16 protein-coding genes, 1 pseudogene and 1 riboswitch are annotated in these 15,866 nt (G+C 43.3%); of the genes and pseudogenes, 10 read left to right on the forward strand and 7 right to left on the reverse strand.

Annotated elements, in window-relative coordinates; genetic code table 11:
* Positions 1-16: 16 nt before the first annotated feature.
* From BMZ58_RS19725 to BMZ58_RS19750, 6 genes are all read right to left on the reverse strand, one after another.
* Positions 17-247, reverse strand: coding sequence for a sulfurtransferase TusA family protein (locus BMZ58_RS19725; protein ID WP_075038238.1), 231 nt, complete (start codon positions 245-247; stop codon positions 17-19).
* A 70-nt stretch (positions 248-317) separates the two neighbouring features.
* On the reverse strand, positions 318-1,448 hold the full coding sequence (locus BMZ58_RS19730) for an MBL fold metallo-hydrolase (RefSeq protein WP_075038239.1): 1,131 nt from the start codon (positions 1,446-1,448) through the stop codon (positions 318-320).
* Between the two features lie 43 nt (positions 1,449-1,491).
* A complete protein-coding gene (locus tag BMZ58_RS19735) occupies positions 1,492-2,055 on the reverse strand; it encodes a sulfurtransferase TusA family protein (RefSeq protein ID WP_075038240.1) in 564 nt (187 codons plus the stop codon).
* 46 nt (positions 2,056-2,101) lie between these two features.
* Complete coding sequence (locus tag BMZ58_RS19740) at positions 2,102-2,398, reverse strand: rhodanese-like domain-containing protein (protein ID WP_075038241.1); 297 nt, start codon at positions 2,396-2,398, stop codon at positions 2,102-2,104.
* A gap of 15 nt (positions 2,399-2,413) precedes the next feature.
* The gene (locus BMZ58_RS19745) at positions 2,414-2,893 is read right to left on the reverse strand and encodes a DsrE/DsrF/DrsH-like family protein (RefSeq protein WP_075038242.1); all 480 of its coding nucleotides are present in this window, start codon (positions 2,891-2,893) and stop codon (positions 2,414-2,416) included.
* Positions 2,894-2,950: 57 nt separating this feature from the next.
* Complete coding sequence (locus tag BMZ58_RS19750; RefSeq protein ID WP_075038243.1) at positions 2,951-3,208, reverse strand: metal-sensitive transcriptional regulator; 258 nt, start codon at positions 3,206-3,208, stop codon at positions 2,951-2,953.
* Positions 3,209-3,361: 153 nt separating this feature from the next.
* Here BMZ58_RS19750 and BMZ58_RS19755 point away from each other — a divergent pair, with 153 nt between their 5' ends.
* Positions 3,362-4,078: a DUF421 domain-containing protein gene (locus BMZ58_RS19755; RefSeq protein WP_244151679.1), complete on the forward strand. Its 717-nt coding sequence runs from the start codon at positions 3,362-3,364 to the stop codon at positions 4,076-4,078.
* 109 nt (positions 4,079-4,187) lie between these two features.
* Here BMZ58_RS19755 and BMZ58_RS19760 read toward each other — a convergent pair whose 3' ends face one another.
* The gene (locus BMZ58_RS19760; protein WP_075038244.1) at positions 4,188-4,571 is read right to left on the reverse strand and encodes a DUF302 domain-containing protein; all 384 of its coding nucleotides are present in this window, start codon (positions 4,569-4,571) and stop codon (positions 4,188-4,190) included.
* A gap of 758 nt (positions 4,572-5,329) precedes the next feature.
* Positions 5,330-5,450: riboswitch (SAM riboswitch) on the forward strand.
* Between the two features lie 81 nt (positions 5,451-5,531).
* Here BMZ58_RS19760 and BMZ58_RS19765 point away from each other — a divergent pair.
* From BMZ58_RS19765 to BMZ58_RS19805, 9 genes and pseudogenes are all read left to right on the forward strand, one after another.
* Complete coding sequence (locus BMZ58_RS19765; protein WP_075038245.1) at positions 5,532-6,560, forward strand: methionine ABC transporter ATP-binding protein; 1,029 nt, start codon at positions 5,532-5,534, stop codon at positions 6,558-6,560.
* Positions 6,550-7,212 carry a methionine ABC transporter permease gene (locus BMZ58_RS19770; RefSeq protein WP_075038246.1) on the forward strand — a complete coding sequence of 221 codons (663 nt, stop codon included), beginning with the start codon at positions 6,550-6,552 and terminating at the stop codon, positions 7,210-7,212. Before BMZ58_RS19765 ends, BMZ58_RS19770 begins: the two co-directional genes overlap by 11 nt.
* An 11-nt stretch (positions 7,213-7,223) precedes the next feature.
* Positions 7,224-8,060, forward strand: coding sequence for a MetQ/NlpA family ABC transporter substrate-binding protein (locus tag BMZ58_RS19775; protein ID WP_075038247.1), 837 nt, complete (start codon positions 7,224-7,226; stop codon positions 8,058-8,060).
* A gap of 71 nt (positions 8,061-8,131) precedes the next feature.
* Positions 8,132-9,259, forward strand: a pseudogene (locus tag BMZ58_RS19780) (M20 family metallopeptidase); the annotation flags it as partial.
* Positions 9,260-9,352: 93 nt separating this feature from the next.
* Entirely contained in the window at positions 9,353-10,093 is a 741-nt protein-coding gene (locus BMZ58_RS19785) for a Cof-type HAD-IIB family hydrolase (RefSeq protein WP_075038248.1), read from the forward strand.
* Between the two features lie 543 nt (positions 10,094-10,636).
* Positions 10,637-11,785 (forward strand): acyl-CoA dehydrogenase family protein, encoded by a 1,149-nt coding sequence (locus BMZ58_RS19790; RefSeq protein WP_075038249.1) that lies wholly within the window; start codon positions 10,637-10,639, stop codon positions 11,783-11,785.
* A gap of 12 nt (positions 11,786-11,797) precedes the next feature.
* On the forward strand, positions 11,798-12,943 hold the full coding sequence (locus BMZ58_RS19795; protein ID WP_075038250.1) for a thiolase family protein: 1,146 nt from the start codon (positions 11,798-11,800) through the stop codon (positions 12,941-12,943).
* A 2-nt stretch (positions 12,944-12,945) separates the two neighbouring features.
* Positions 12,946-13,713 carry a 3-hydroxyacyl-CoA dehydrogenase gene (locus BMZ58_RS19800; RefSeq protein ID WP_075038251.1) on the forward strand — a complete coding sequence of 256 codons (768 nt, stop codon included), beginning with the start codon at positions 12,946-12,948 and terminating at the stop codon, positions 13,711-13,713.
* 232 nt (positions 13,714-13,945) lie between these two features.
* Complete coding sequence (locus BMZ58_RS19805) at positions 13,946-15,502, forward strand: fatty acid--CoA ligase (RefSeq protein ID WP_075038252.1); 1,557 nt, start codon at positions 13,946-13,948, stop codon at positions 15,500-15,502.
* Positions 15,503-15,866: the final 364 nt, after the last annotated feature.

Here is a 15,866-nt window from a genome sequence, read left to right on the forward strand (position 1 = left end):
AATCAGGTGTCTACGATTACTCTCCCTTTTTAATCCAAAACTTGAATACACCGTTGTCTTCTTCTGTCTGTAGAAGTTCGTGACCACCGGATTTCGCCCAAGCAGTCAAGTCAGCTTTTGCACCTTGATCTGTTGCTTGGATTTCAAGTACATCTCCAGCTTCGATATCTTTCATCGCTTTCTTCGTTTTTACGATTGGCATTGGGCAAGCTAGTCCTGTTGCATCAAGTGTTTTTGTTACGTTCATAATTGAATACCTCCAAAAAGTGATTTAAATAATTTAGTGGGAGCCCGGCTAAACCAGGCTCAGGTGTTGTTTATCTTACGGCACAACGGTTAGGGCCGATTTCCATTTCACGCTGTTCTTCGTTTTCTGGGTTGATTTTACCCATGTTTGTTTCGCGGATTTCCTGATATGCGTTCGGTTGTGGCGGCAGGTCCTCTGTCACCATTTTTCTGAACTCATCTTGATTATCAATATTCAAACCGTGGTTCTTTTCAAATAGTGTACCTAGTTTTTCTGCTACAGTTCCATCTTCATTCAGCTCCTCCATAATCATGAAGTGAGCAGGAAGAACGATTAGCTCGTCTGAAAGGTCTTTATAGCGTGTATAAAGGGTTTCTCTTAAATCCATCACCCAGTCGTCCGCTTTACCGGCAAGGTCTGGACGTCCGATAGAGTCGATGAATAAGATGTCTCCTGTCATCAAGTATTGATCATCCACGACGAAAGAAGTGGAACCTTTCGTGTGACCAGGGGAATACAGGGCATTGATATCGATGTTGGTATTTCCAACAGTGACATTGTCACCGTCACGAAGGGGTTTGTACTCAAACGTTACTTCTCCGGCATCCTCAGGAGGCAACCAGTAAGTGGCGCCTGTTAGTTCTGCAATAGTACGTCCGCCAGAAATATGGTCGGCATGCAGGTGCGTATCAAATACGTTCGTGATTTTCACTCCGAGTTTTTTAGCGAAATCTACATACACATCCGTCATTCTTGTAGAATCAATGATTGCGGCTTCCTCGTTGGAAACAACCATGTAAGATAGGCAGCCTTTTCCGATACGGACGAATTGGTAAAGCTCTCCGCCGTCTTTCAAGTCGCTGATTTTAATTGGCTCTAAGTGCTCACTCCAGGCTTTCATGCCACCTTCAACGGAGTAGACATTTTCAAATCCTTCTTCATCAAGCATTTCTGCAACCATCTGAGAGGATCCGCCTTTGGCACAAACGACGGAAATCTCACTATCCTTTGGCAGTTGGTCGACAATTTCTTCGACACCATCAAGAAGGTCAAAGTAAGGTACGTTCAAGTAAGAAAAGTTTTTACCTTCAATTTTCCAATCCTGATATGCATCTTCTGTGCGTACGTCAAGAAGGAAAAGCTCTTCGTTATTCAACACTTTATTTGTGATTTCTTTTACCGTCATGTTTTTAACAGTCATTTTATTACCTCCCCGGGTATTTATTTTCTTAAAAAAATCAATGTTATAGATTGGTAGTTTCTCCGGACCAGCCAATCATGCCTGGCACTACATTATAAACATTCTGGAAACCTTTTTCTGTTAACTTTTGTGCAGCAAGATCACTGCGATTCCCCGTACGGCAAACGATATATACATTTTTCAAGCGATCGAGTTCCTCTGCACGTTCATCCAGCTCACCTAATGGGATGGATATTGCTTCAGGGATGTGTTCAAAAGCGTACTCCGCAGATTCACGGACGTCTAGTAAAAGAATATCATCGTTTTTGCGCAGCGAATCTAAGTCTTCATTGTCAACGATATTAGGATGTTTGATCTCTTGTTCATCTTCGCCGCTTGATTTGCGAACATAGTGCTTGAGTACGTCTCCCTCTTCAATCGTACCCAAGTATTGATGACCTGCACTTTTCGCCCAAGCTTCGAGGTCTGCTTTAGACCCTTTATCTGTGGCCTGAATTTCAAGAACTTGCCCATCTTCGATATCTTTCATCGTTTTCTTAGTTTTAACGATCGGCATAGGGCATGCCAATCCTTTGGCATCTAGCGTAAGATTTGTTTTCAGTTCCATTCTTACATTCCTCCTCTACCCTTACAGGTATAATGTTTGTGAAAAATTATTTAGTAGGACCTTCCCAGCTCATCATGCCGCCTTCCATGTTCGTCACATCGAACCCTTTTTCTTCAAGGATTTGTGATGCGCGGCCACTACGGCCACCAGAACGGCAAACCATGATATACGGTTTATTTTTATTCAATTCACCTGCACGCGCTTCTACAGTATCTAGAGCGATGTGTTTGGCGCCAGGAATCATTCCTTCCGCTACTTCCTCGTCTTCACGAACATCGATAATGTTCAGTTCTTTTCCTTCCGCTAATTGTTGTTCCACTTCTTTTGCTGTCATTGTTTTCATAAATCATACCTCCTATTAGATGAACAGGTTAACATTGCCCTCTTCTGCATCCGCTAGATAAGCAGCAACACCTGCGTATTCAATTTCATCAAGCAGCTCTTCTTTCTGTAAGCCCAGAAGATCCATGGTCATCGTACATGCAACAAGGTTTATCTCCTGTTCCTGAGCCATTTCAATAAGATCAGGTAAGGGCATTGCATTGTGTTTTTTCATAACATCTTTAATCATCTTTGGACCAAACCCAGCAAAGTTCATTTTAGAAATGCCCATTTTATTAGCCCCGCGAGGCATCATTTTGCCGAACATCTTTTCTACAAAGCTCTTTTTCACTTGAATGTTTTCCTCTTTCCGAAGTGCGTTCAGTCCCCAAAATGTGTGGAATATGGTTACCTCGTGATCGTAAGCTGCTGCTCCGTTCGCAATAATATAAGCAGCCATCGCTTTATCATAATCTCCGCTGAACAGAATAATATTCGTCTTTTTTGTCTCAGACATTTTTCATCCTCCTATTTTGTAAAAGTACCCGCACGGGTATTTAGATTTGCAAAAAAATTACCTGCTTTTGACAAGCATTTGAACAGCTTCGTTAATAGAATCTTCTTTATTTTCTTGATTACCAGCATCCTGGATGCACTCCACAAGGTTTGAGCTTACAATAAGCCCCATCGCGCGGTCAATAGCACTTCTGGAAGCGGAAAGTTGCGTGATGACATCTTTGCAGTCTTTATTATCTTCCATCATTTTCAGTACCCCTCGGAGCTGACCTTCTAATCGTTTAACTCTGTTTTTCATGGCATCATTGTATTCCATTCAAGTGACCTCCCTTGTGAAGTTTTTTATTCATTGTTGAATAGTACAAGACCAATAATATACCCCTAGAGGTATAATGTCAACATCCTGGTATTTATTTTTAGGATAAGTAGAAAAACGTGTGCAAAGATAAGGGGAGAGGTGATGGTTAGTATGGAAGATGTATGGATGGATACGTTTAAAGTGCTCGGAAGAATAGTAACGATATTGCCATTACTGTTAGGGGTAGGATTATTTATGGGGAAAAGGTCAATCGGAGAATTACCGGTATTCGATTTTTTGGTTGTCCTTGTCCTGGGCTCTGTAGTAGGGGCTGATATAGCAGACCCCAAAATCAACCATGTACATACTGTAACGGCTATTATCGCTATTGCTCTTTTACAAAAGTTTATTGTGTGGATGAAATTACGTAATCGAACAATCGGTAAAGTGTTAACCTTTGAACCTACGATTGTGGTCTTTCGGGGAGAGATGGTGGAAGAAAATATTTCACGTATCCATTATTCCGTCGATAATATTCTTCAGATGCTAAGAGAGCAACAGGTGTTTGTCCTTAATGATGTAGAGCTTGCCCTCATAGAACCGAATGGACAGTTATCAGTAAAATTGAAAAAAGAAAAAGAAAGCGCCACCCGGGAAGAAATGGGCGTTTTGTATAGGGGCGGGGGTTATGATGTACCTCTTATTCTGGACGGAGAATTACAAGAGGATATCTTGTTTCGGATGGGGAGGGATCAAGAATGGTTACAAACTGTTCTTGGAAATTATAAAGTGTCAGAGGTTTTCTATGGTGCGCTCACGAATCAGGGAGAGTTTCATTTTTCTTTAAAGGGGGAGAAGGTGGGAGATCTGCCCCCGATTGAACACTAAGAAAGAGTTATGGAAGAATTCGACATAGCAATTTAAGAATACAATAAAGTTATTTAGTAATTTGGCTGAGGTATTAAAGGAGCTGCTCAGTAAAAGCAGCTCTCTTTATTTATACGCTTTCGTCCATACAATGCATTAAACGGTGTTCAATGTCACGCGCCATCTCCTGGATGTTGGCATCTTCGACCATTTGAGTAAGGGAAGTCGGTTTAGGCATCCCGATTTTCGTTTTTTCTCCGTCTTCATAAATAACCATTTTACAAGGTAAGAAATAACCAGCCATCACATTTTCGTGCAATACACGCTGAGCCTCTTTAGGATTACAGACTTCAAGTACTTTGAATTCTTTTTCGAAAGCCAGGCCTTTCTCATGAAGCTTGTCTTTGAGGTCGAAGTTCCATAAAACTCCGAACTTTTCTTCCTTAAGGCTTGCTTCCAGCGCCTCCACTGCGTCATCAATCCCTTTATTTGTTTCCACTGTGTAGTGAAACATAGAATACCTCCTTAAAATGACTTCTCTTTAAATATACCCGTCGCCGTATTAAATTAATCATCTCCATTCCCTTCCACAAACACTCCCTATTCTTGAAGACTCAGTTTCGAGACTTTTTATGGGTGGATAGGTGCGGCGGGGAATGACTCGCTTTCCGCGGGAGCGCGGTGAGCCTCCTTAGGCTAAAGCCTTGCGGGGTTTCACCAAGCACTTTTTCCCGCAGGAGTCTCGCCATTCCCCTCTGCACCTTGCGAAAATCGATTCTCGAAACCACTCCAAGAAAAAGTAGGATTTAATGGGAGCGGGCTGATGAGAATAAGGTACTCCCATGATGGAAACCTTGCTATAGAGTGTTATATTCCCATAGGACAGGGATGCTGGAAGACGCTCCTTCCTGGTAAAGGGATTCGTTTCTCATTAACTTCGAATGGGGTGGTGGAGAAGCTGCGAGACTCCCGTGGGAGAAGGAGGTAGGCGAGATCCCGTAGTGCGGCAGACCGCCCGAGGAAGCTCGCCAGGTCCCCCACAGGAAAGCGAGTAGCTTCCCCACCACCCCTGACTCTCCATACGGCAACGGATCCCGTTTATCTCGAAATCGAGTCTTCCGGAATACTGCCATTTTGCTGAATAAATTTAAGGAATAAGTGTCTTTTGTCATATAACAAAGATTTTTCAAAAAAGTTTAGTGAGTTAAATTGACAAAGGTTTAGGAGTGTATTATGATTGGCAACATCAATGAAAAAAGCAAATGACTTTTCTTCTTATCTAGAGAGGTGGAGGGACTGGCCCTACGAAACCTCGGCAGCGGAACTGATCCGTCGAAAACGATCAGAAACTGTGCCAACTCCAGCATGTGCTTATGCACGTGAAAGATGAGAAGAGACGGCATCTCATAAATTTTGGGAGCCCCTCTTCTTATTTTTTAGAAGAGGGGCTCTTTTTGCATCTAGGAGGGACAAAATGATTCAGTTCGAAAAGGTATCAAAGGTTTACCAGCATAATGGCAATGATTTGCGTGCAGTGGATGGGGTGGATTTTACCGTACATAAGGGAGAAATTTTCGGAGTGATCGGGTTCAGTGGAGCTGGTAAAAGTACCTTGATCCGATTAGTCAACTTACTGGAGCGTCCTACGGAAGGAAGAGTACTCGTCAATGGGGAGGATTTGACGCAGCTACCTAAACCGGATTTAAGGAAAGTAAGAAAAAGAATTGGAATGATCTTTCAACATTTTAACTTGCTTGAATCCAAAACCGTTCATCATAATGTTGCTTTTCCTTTATCTTTATCCGGGACACCGAAAAAAGAAGTGGATCAAAGAGTAAATGAAATTCTGGAGTTTGTCGGGTTATCGGACAAAGCGAAACAATACCCGGAGGAGTTATCCGGTGGGCAGAAGCAAAGGGTAGGTATCGCTAGAGCATTGGCAACTTCGCCTGACATCTTACTGTGTGACGAAGCGACATCAGCTTTAGACCCTGAAACTACTAAATCGATTCTTAAATTGTTGCAGAAAGTCCGGGATGAGTATGGGATTACTATTCTGATGATTACACACGAGATGAACGTAGTCCGTGAGGTATGTGATCGGATTGCAGTGATGGAAAGTGGAAAAGTGATTGAAAAAGGATCGATCTTTGACTTGTTTTCTAATCCACAGCATCCGACTACACAAAATTTTGTGCGGACGGTGATGGAAAATGATATCCCTGCCTCTATTCTTAATGGGATTGAAGAGAGAGGGGCATCAAGGAATATTTACAGGGTTACTTTTGTAGATGAAAGTGCAGGTCAGCCTGTCCTCTCCCAAGTAGCGAAAAAATTCGATGTGGAAGTCAATGTATTATTTGGCCAAATCACCGAGCTCCAAGGTATCCCGTTCGGTCACCTTGTCGTAGAACTTCAAGGAGAAGATCAAGAAGTCCTACGAGTAATCAATCACATTCAACAAACCGTTTCCGTTCAGGAGGTGACTTCAAATGCAGGTTAATTTAATGGATTTTTGGCCGCGGATTTGGGAAGCGACGTATCAAACGTTACTGATGGTAGGGATCTCTCTATTAGCAGCCACATTAATTGGATTGCCTTTAGGGATTATCCTTGTAGTGACAAGGCAAGGGGGCTTACTGGAAAATAAACCAGTCTTTAATGCGTTTAGTACTGTGGTGAACTTTTTCCGTTCTATACCCTTCATCATCTTACTCGTTGCCATTTTGCCTTTTACCAGATTTGTTGTCGGCTCTTCGATTGGAACAGCTGCTGCGGTGGTACCACTCGTGATTTTTTCCGCTCCTTATATAGCTAGATTAGTAGAAAGCAGTTTATTAGAAGTCAAACCAGGAGTCATTGAAGCAGCGGAAGCCATGGGAGCGAGTCCTTGGCAGATTATCCGTCGTGTATATATACCCGAGGGTTTAAGTTCTATCGTTCTTAATTTGACGATTGCCACGATCGGCTTAGTTGGTGCATCTGCTATGGCCGGCTTTGTCGGTGGAGGAGGTCTTGGAGATCTGGCAATCTCTTATGGTTATCAGCGTTTTGAAACAGACATTATGATTGCCACAGTTTTACTACTTGTATTGATCGTACAAATCACTCAAACTATCGGAAATTTTGCATCTAAAAAAATTCGCAGACAATAGGAGGATTCATCATGAAAAAATGGATTATATCATTAAGTATTTTATTAACAATAGGACTAGTATTAGCAGGTTGCTCAAATGAAGGGGACGCTGCGTCAGAAGAGACGAAAAAGGTCAAAGTAGGATTGAACGGTTCCGGTGTTCCGATCTGGGAGAAAATTAAAGAAAAAGCAGCAGAAGAGAATATTGAAATTGAATTGGTTGAATTTGCTGATTATGTAAGACCTAACATGGCACTTGCTGATGGAGATATAGATTTGAATGCTTTCCAAACCGTCTCTTACTTCGATTCTTTTATCGAGGAACATGACCTCGATCTCGCTCCTATTGGTACAACCTTGATTGCACCTATGGGTGTCTACTCTGAAAAATATGAAGATGTCAGCAATATTCCTGAAGGTAGTTCTATTGCATTGCCGAAAGAAGCAACAAATATGGGACGTGCACTACTTTTACTAGAACAATCCGGTCTCATCGGCTTACCGGAGGATTTTGATGGCAATGGTGATTTAAGCAAAATAGAAGATAACCCGAAAAACTTAACATTTGAACCAATAGTAGCTGCTCAAACACCACGCGTCCTGCCGGATGTAGCAGCTTCCATCATTAACAATGGTGTAGCTGTGGAGGCGGGTTTTGTCCCAGTGGAAGATGCGATTGCCATTGAAGATGAAACAGCTCAACCTTACATCAACATTATCGCCGCTCGTGCAGATGAAACAGATAATGAAGTTTATCAAACGATTGTAGACCTTTATCAAGAAGAAGACGTCGCGAACCACATTGAAGAAGTTTACAATCAATCATTAATCCCTACATTCGTCCCGTTGGAGGAAATCGGGTGGTAAAGGAGAGGTCTTATGGGAATCGATGTGAAACAGTCATTCGAAGAAGCCTTAGCTGACAGTATAGATAAAAAAAGGAAAAATATATCCAAACAAGTCATCTCATTCATGCCAATCCGGAAATAGGAAATGAAGAATATTATGCTTCTCAACAATTGATAGCTCTTCTGGAGGCAGCTGATTTCGAAGTGGACGATAATATTCCGGAGCATCCGACAGCTTTCAGAGCACGTAAAAGTTCAGGTATTCCTGGACCGAAGATTGGTTATTTGGCAGAATATGATGCATTACCGGGGCTCGGACATGCCTGTGGTCATAATATCATAGGTACTACTTCTGTAGCTGCAGCGATTGCATTGAGTGAATTTTTGCCAAAAACAGGCGGAGAAGTAGTTGTGCTCGGAACTCCGGCGGAAGAGGGAGGACCGAACGGGAGTGCAAAAGGCACATTTGTAAGACATGGTCTCGTTCAGGATCTCGATGCTTGCATGATGGTACATCCGCTTGGCCGAACGATAGGGTCTGCACCTACACTTGCGGTAGACCCGGTGGACTTTGAATTCTTTGGAAAAGCCGCACACGCAGCGAGTAACCCAGAGGATGGAATTAATGCCTTAGACGCGGTGCTTCAGCTATACAACGGTCTGAATGCTTTAAGACAACATGTAACAGAGGACGTCCGCATCCATGGGGTGATTTTAAATGGTGGAGATGCTCCGAACATTGTTCCTGAATATGCACGCGCGCGTTTTTATTTGAGAGCCGCTACAAGAGAAACGTGTGACACTCTGACTCAAAAGGCAGACAATATCGCTAAAGGAGCAGCTGATATGACAGGTGCTTCCTACAAAATGACTCGGATACAAAATGGCGTGGATAATTTTAAAGTTACTCCCCGGTTCGATCGTATATTCCAAGAAAAAATCACAGCACTTGGTGAAGAGTATTATGAAGAAAGAAAAGGCTTAGGCTCCACAGATGCCGGGAATATCAGTCAAGTAGTGCCAACCATCCACCCCTATATTAAAATTGGTCCTGAAAGTCTAGTGGCTCATACAGACCAATTCAGAGAAGCGGCCTGCTCTCAAGAAGGGGATGAGGCTCTGATCAAAGGTGCAAAGGCACTAGGGCATACAGGCCTTGTGTTATTGACAGACCCAAAGGCGTTAGAAGAAATAAAAATAGAATATAGAGGACAATAATCATCAGCCAGGCCCAAGAGGTCTGGCTGATGAATTGTGTAGGAGTGCTCGTTGTATTAAAATGGGGTGGAGAGAAGAGAGGACGTGACATTAATGACAAGAGAGATAAAATTAATCGCTCTGGATATGGACGGAACCCTCGTCAATAATGAGGGGGAAGTTTCACAAGCAAATGCTGCAGCTATTAAAAAAGCAAAAGAAAAAGGTATTCATGTCGTACTCAGTACAGGACGTTCGTTATCCCGTTGCCGTGATATTGCAGAATCGCTTGGACGCTCTTCCTACATCGTGACGATCAACGGCGGAGAGATTTATGACCACGAGTTTAACCTCGTAGACCAAAATATATTAGCACATAAACATGTCGAACGCCTGTGGGAGTTGAAAAATGAGCATGACCTTTATTTCTGGTCTTCGACAGTTCAAGGCTTATATAACACCCAAAATCCTTTTGATAAAGAAATTCTGGACTATGAGTGGCTTAAGTTCGGATACGATATAGAGGATGACGAGGTAAGACGGGTGATCCTTGATGAGCTGAATGCGAATGAAGATCTGGAAGTAACCAATTCCAGTCCTACAAATATTGAAATTAATCCGGTCGGTGTCAATAAAGCGGCAGCCCTTTTAAAGGTTTGTGAATGGCTGGATATTGAGATGAAGCAAGTGATGGCTGTAGGAGATAGTATGAATGATATGGCTATGATAAGAGAAGCTGGCCTTGGTGTCGCTATGGGTAATGCTCAGGATGCTGTCAAGAAAGAAGCAGCATTTGTTACAACTTCTAATCAAGAAGATGGGGTAGCTTTTGCTATAGAAAAAATTATCGGGTAGTCCAAAGAAAAACAGTCCAAACCGGGCTGTTTTTTCATTCCCCTTTACATAAAAGCTCCCTATTCTGTAAGACTCAGTTTCGAGGCTGTGGTTGGGTGCGAATGGTTTGTTGGGAACCACTCGCTTACCGTGGGCAGGTGTTGAGCTTCCTCAGACTTCGTCTTCCGGGATCTCACCTATCATGTTCATCCCACAGGAGTCTCCCAATTCCCCACAAACCATTACTTAAATTAGGATATCGAAATTATATAAGAACAGTAATAGGGAACTTTCATGGGAGGGGCTATTATATGCTTTCCTGCAATGTTGCACCAGTAATGTATTATGGAAAGTATCAAGAAGAATGATTTCACACTCAAAGCCTCGAAATCAAGTATTCAAGAATACTGCCATTTAACTGAAGAGTATATGGAGGGGGGGTTATTTGTCTAAAAAAAACTAAATAGGTAAAAGTGTAAGCGTTTTCTGAATTAGGCAGGAAACCCAAGGTGGGGGAGAGAAATACATGAAGTAGTTAAGAGATAACCATCAGGGAGGACGAAAATGAAAGCATCATACATAACAGAAGAACATGAAATCCTACGTAAATCATTAAAGCAGTTTTTAGAGAAAGAAGCTTACCCGTATTACAAAGAGTGGGAGAAGAAAGGTGAGATCCCCCGCTCGTTCTGGAAAAAGCTTGGAGAGCAAGGATATTTGTGCCCATGGCTGAGGGAAGAGTATGGAGGTTACGAGGCTGACTTTGGGTATTCCGTTATTATCAATGAAGAATTAGAAAAGGTCGGCACAGGTTTAATTGGAATTGGCTTGCATAATGACATTGTTGTTCCTTACCTCGAAGCTTATGGAACAGAAGAGCAAAAGCGGAAGTGGCTTCCTAAATGTACGACAGGGGAGTGTATAACAGCAATAGCGATGACGGAGCCTGGAGCTGGATCTGATTTAGCTGCTATTCAAACATCTGCCAAAGAAACCGGCGATTATTATACCGTCAATGGTGAAAAAACATTTATCACGAACGGTATTCATGCGGATTTAATTGTCGTCGTTTGTAAAACAGATCCTAAAGCGGAACCTGCGTATAAAGGAGTCAGTCTTCTAGTGATTGAAAGAGATACTCCTGGTTTCACCAGAGGAAGGAAATTGGAGAAGATAGGACTGCATAGCCAGGATACCTCAGAACTTATTTTTGAGGAAGCGGCTGTCCCTAAAGGAAATCTATTAGGAAAACAAGGGGAAGGTTTTTATTACTTGATGAATCAACTACAACAAGAACGATTGATTGTAGGAATCGGGGCGATCGCTTCTTGTGAGCGTATGCTTGAATTGACAATCAATTATGTAAAAGAACGGAAAGCTTTTGGAAGTACGATTGCTTCCTTCCAGAATACTCAATTTAAGTTAGCGGAATTGCACACAGAAATAGAAATTGGACGGACGTTTTTAGACCGGACGATAGAAGCACATATGAAAGGTGAAGATGTGGTTAAGGAAGTATCTATGTCCAAATGGTGGACGACTGACTTGGTCAAAAAGGTGGCCGTGGAATGTATGCATCTTCATGGCGGTTACGGCTATATGGAGGAATATGAAATTGCTAGGAGGTTCCGTGATGCACCAGTGACTGCCATTTATGCAGGATCTAATGAAATTATGAAAACGATTATTGCTAAAAAAATGGATTTAGTTTAGGGAGGGTACGTAATGAATGAAGTGGTGATCGTAGAAGCCATCCGGACTCCTGTCGGGAAAAGGAATGGTGCCTTGAGTGAAGTCAGACCTGATGTTTTATTTGCTGATTTATTACAAGAGTTGGTGAAGCGAGCGTCATTAGAGCCTTCAGAGGTGGAGGATGTTATTGCTGGTTGTGTGAGTCAAATTGGCGAACAAGCAGGGGATATTGCAAGGATTGCTGCTTTGACAGCAGGATTTCCTATAGAAGTTCCGGGGGTTACCCTTGATCGTCAATGCGGATCGAGCCAGCAGGCGATCCATTTCGCCTCTCAAGCGATCGCTTGCGGAGATATGGATGTAGTTATTGCTGGTGGAGTTGAAAGCATGTCGCGAGTTCCTATGTTTTCAAATATGAAAGGGACCACTTTCAATGACAGATTAACCTCCCGCTTTGAAATGATCAATCAGGGTCAATCTGCAGAGAGGATTGCCGAAAAGTGGGGATTAAGCAGATATGATTTGGATTCCTATGCAGCCGAAAGTCACGAAAGAGCACTGAAGGCAACAGAAGAAGGACGTTTTGAAAGGGAAATGATGCCTGTAACGGTCGGAGGAGATGGCGGTGTATTGTATCAGGATGAAGGCCCAAGACCGGGTACAACAGTAGATACTCTTGGTGCTCTGAAGACTGTCTTCCAAGAAAACGGAAAAATAACAGCTGGGAATGCGAGCCAAATTAGTGACGGTGCGGCGGCTGTACTTTTAATGTCCCGGAAGAAGGCAGAGGCATTGGGGTTGAAGCCGCGTTTCAGAGTGTTATCACGTGCTGTCGTCGGTTCCGATCCCACTTTAATGCTTACAGGACCAGTACCAGCTACATATCAAGCACTACAAAAAGCTGGGCTGAGTATGGGGGATATAGATTTGTTTGAAGTAAACGAAGCCTTTGCTCCAGTTCCTTTATTCTGGATGAAAGAAACGGGAGTGACTCATGAAAAGCTCAATGTAAATGGAGGTGCAATTGCTCTCGGTCACCCTCTAGGAGCCACGGGTGCGAAACTTATGACGAGCTTAGTCCATGAATTGGAAAGGTCGGGGGGACGTTACGGTTTGCTTGCAATCTGTGAAGGTCATGGTATGGCGAATGGTACAGTCATTGAAAGATTGGAGGGGTGAAAGTGGAATTAGAAGAAGTAGTAGCGGTTGTGACAGGTGGCGCTTCAGGACTTGGCGAAGCTACTGTAAGAAAAATCGTTAGAAATGGTGGCCGGGCAGCCATCGTAGATCAAAATGATCGAAAGGGTGAAGAACTGGCTCAGGAAATTGGCCCTAGCGCCATTTTTGTGAAAACAGATGTCACTTCCGAAGAAGAAATCAATCGGATGTTGGATGTTTGTTTAGCTACTTTTGGCAAAGTGAATACCGTCGTCAATTGTGCAGGTATTGTCATTGGAGAAAAAGTGGTGGGAAGAGAAGGTCCCCACCATCTGGAGTCTTTTTCTAAAGTGATTGAGGTGAATTTGATTGGCACATTCAATGTCATCCGTCTTGCTGCCTCTAAAATGCAAGAAAATGATGTGAATGAATATGGAGAGCGAGGCGTGATTATTAATACAGCTTCTATTGCCGCTTTTGATGGGCAGATAGGGCAGGCAGCCTACAGTGCATCCAAGGGTGGTGTTGCTGGAATGACCTTGCCTATATCAAGGGAGCTAGCCCGTCATGGTGTGCGAGTCATGGCGATAGCACCAGGACTGTTTGAAACGCCTATGTTTGAGCAATTGCCGGAAGAAGCACGCGACGCATTAGGGAAAATGACGCCATTCCCTCAAAGGTTGGGTAAACCATATGAATTTGCGAAGTTAGCTTTAAGCATCATAGATAATCCAATGCTGAATGGGGAGGTGATCCGTTTAGACGGAGCCATACGTATGCAACCGAAATGAGTTGGGTGTCAATCTTGCTTTAGAGGTAGGAAGGTAGCTTTTTTGATTCGTTTCACTCCTGTAAGACATTTTTGTAGGGAAGGAAAGCGCGCCTTGCCTGCACTGTTCATCGACCTCTGTCTCTTGGCAATGTTTCTGGTTAATTGAATGAACTCTGATAAACGAAGGTTTTCTATGCTCTATATTCTATACCTTCGTTAAACAGAGAAAAAACAAAGAGGAGTCGATAAAGATGGGACCAACACTACGGAGTATGTTTGAGCAGACGGTGGCTAAGTATGCGGATAAAGAAGGTTTAGTGGATCTTCGTTTGGGAACACGGTGGTCATATGCGGAATGGGATCGGGAAGTCAATCGTGCAGCTAATGCTCTCCGTGCTTCCGGGGTGGAGAAAGGAGATAAAGTGTCGACAGTCCTTTTCAATACTTCGGAATTTGCGACAACATTGTTTGCATGCATGAAGATTGGTGCTATATTCAATCCAATCAATTTCCGCTTGACGGAACAGGAGATTGCGTTCATTTTGCAGGATGCTGATCCGAAAGTGGTCGTATTTGAAAAAATGACATCAGCTCCAATCGCTCCTGTAGCTAAAACAATGTCAAATGTCGAATTTTGGTCCATCGATGAAGAAGAACTTCCTTACGCTATGAACTATTATGAGCGGATTGAGGGTGTGACTTCAGAGCGTCCAGTGTGTGAGTTAGATGAAAATGATCCTTATGCCATTATGTATACTTCAGGGACTACCGGCCTTCCTAAAGGTGTCGTTCATACCCACCGACATATGGTGGACCAGGCTTTGATAATGACAGCTTGCTTGAGGCTTACAGAAAAGGATCGTGGGTTGACAGTCGCTCCGATTTTCCATTGTGCAGAATTACACTGCGCTTTCTTCCCTCGTGTCATGATTGGAGCAACGAATGTACTGTTGCACCACTTTGAGGCAACTGAAGTTATTGAAACGGTGAAGCAGGAACAAATCACCTCTTTCTTTGCAGCACCTACGATGTGGAATATGATGTTGCAGGAAGACTTTTCAAAAGAGGACTTCCAAACACTACGTCAAGGCCTCTACGGAGGAGCGCCAATGGCTCCGGCTCTGACGATGCAGCTGCATGATGCCTTAGGAGTCCAACTCCTCCAGGCATATGGTATGACAGAGATGGGGCCAGCAATCACTGCTTTGACAGAAGAAGAGCAAGTGTCTAAAGCTGGTTCAGCAGGAAGGGCGTTACTGAATCATGAAGTACGAGTAGTAAGAACAAATGAACATGGACCAGCGGAGCCTGAAGAAATATGTAAACCGCGAGAACTCGGGGAAATTATAGTTAGAGGACCGAGCATGATGAAGGAATATTACAATAGGCCGGAAGCGACTGAGGAAGTTTTATACAAAGGCTGGTATCATACCGGAGATATAGGGTCCTATGATGAGGACGGATATCTCTGGGTGAGCGACCGGGTGAAAGATATGATTATTTCTGGTGGAGAGAATATTTATTCCAGAGAAGTGGAGGATGTCTTATTTGACCATCCGAGTGTTTTAGATGCGGCTGTCGTAGGTGAACCGGATGATATGTGGGGAGAGCGTGTTGTTGCATATATAGTGAGGAAAGACAGCGATATAACAGATCAGCATTTGGATGAGTTTTGTACCTCTGGAAATAGATTGGCAAGATATAAGCGGCCACGTCGGTATGAATTTGTCGATGAACTGCCGAGGAACGCGAGTGGAAAACTGCAGAAATTTAAATTAAGGGAACGAAGCGCAACGGTGAAAGAATAATGGCTTATCAAAAACAAGGCTGCTGGTGACGACCAGCAGCCTTGTTTTTATTAAAGTAAAGCTCCCTATTCTTGAAGACTCAGTTTCGAGACTTTTATTGAGTGGATGGGGCTGCGGGGAATAGCTCGCTTTCCGCGGGAGCGCGGTGAGCCTCCTCAAGCTTTGCTCTTCGGGGTCTCACCAAGCACTTTTTTCCCGCAGGAGTCTCACCATTCCCCTCCGCCCCTTTGCCATATAAGGGTCTCGAAACCACTTACGGAAAAAGCTGCTTCATACACATGGTAATTGGAGAAGAATGAGCTCCTAATAAGCTATTCTGCACGCGGAAAGCCTGTTATAGAGCGATTTACGCTTATAACAACAG

The sequence above is a fragment of the Halobacillus dabanensis genome (assembly GCF_900114165.1).
In the GTDB taxonomy this organism is placed as follows: Bacteria; Bacillota; Bacilli; order Bacillales; family Halobacillaceae; genus Halobacillus; species Halobacillus dabanensis.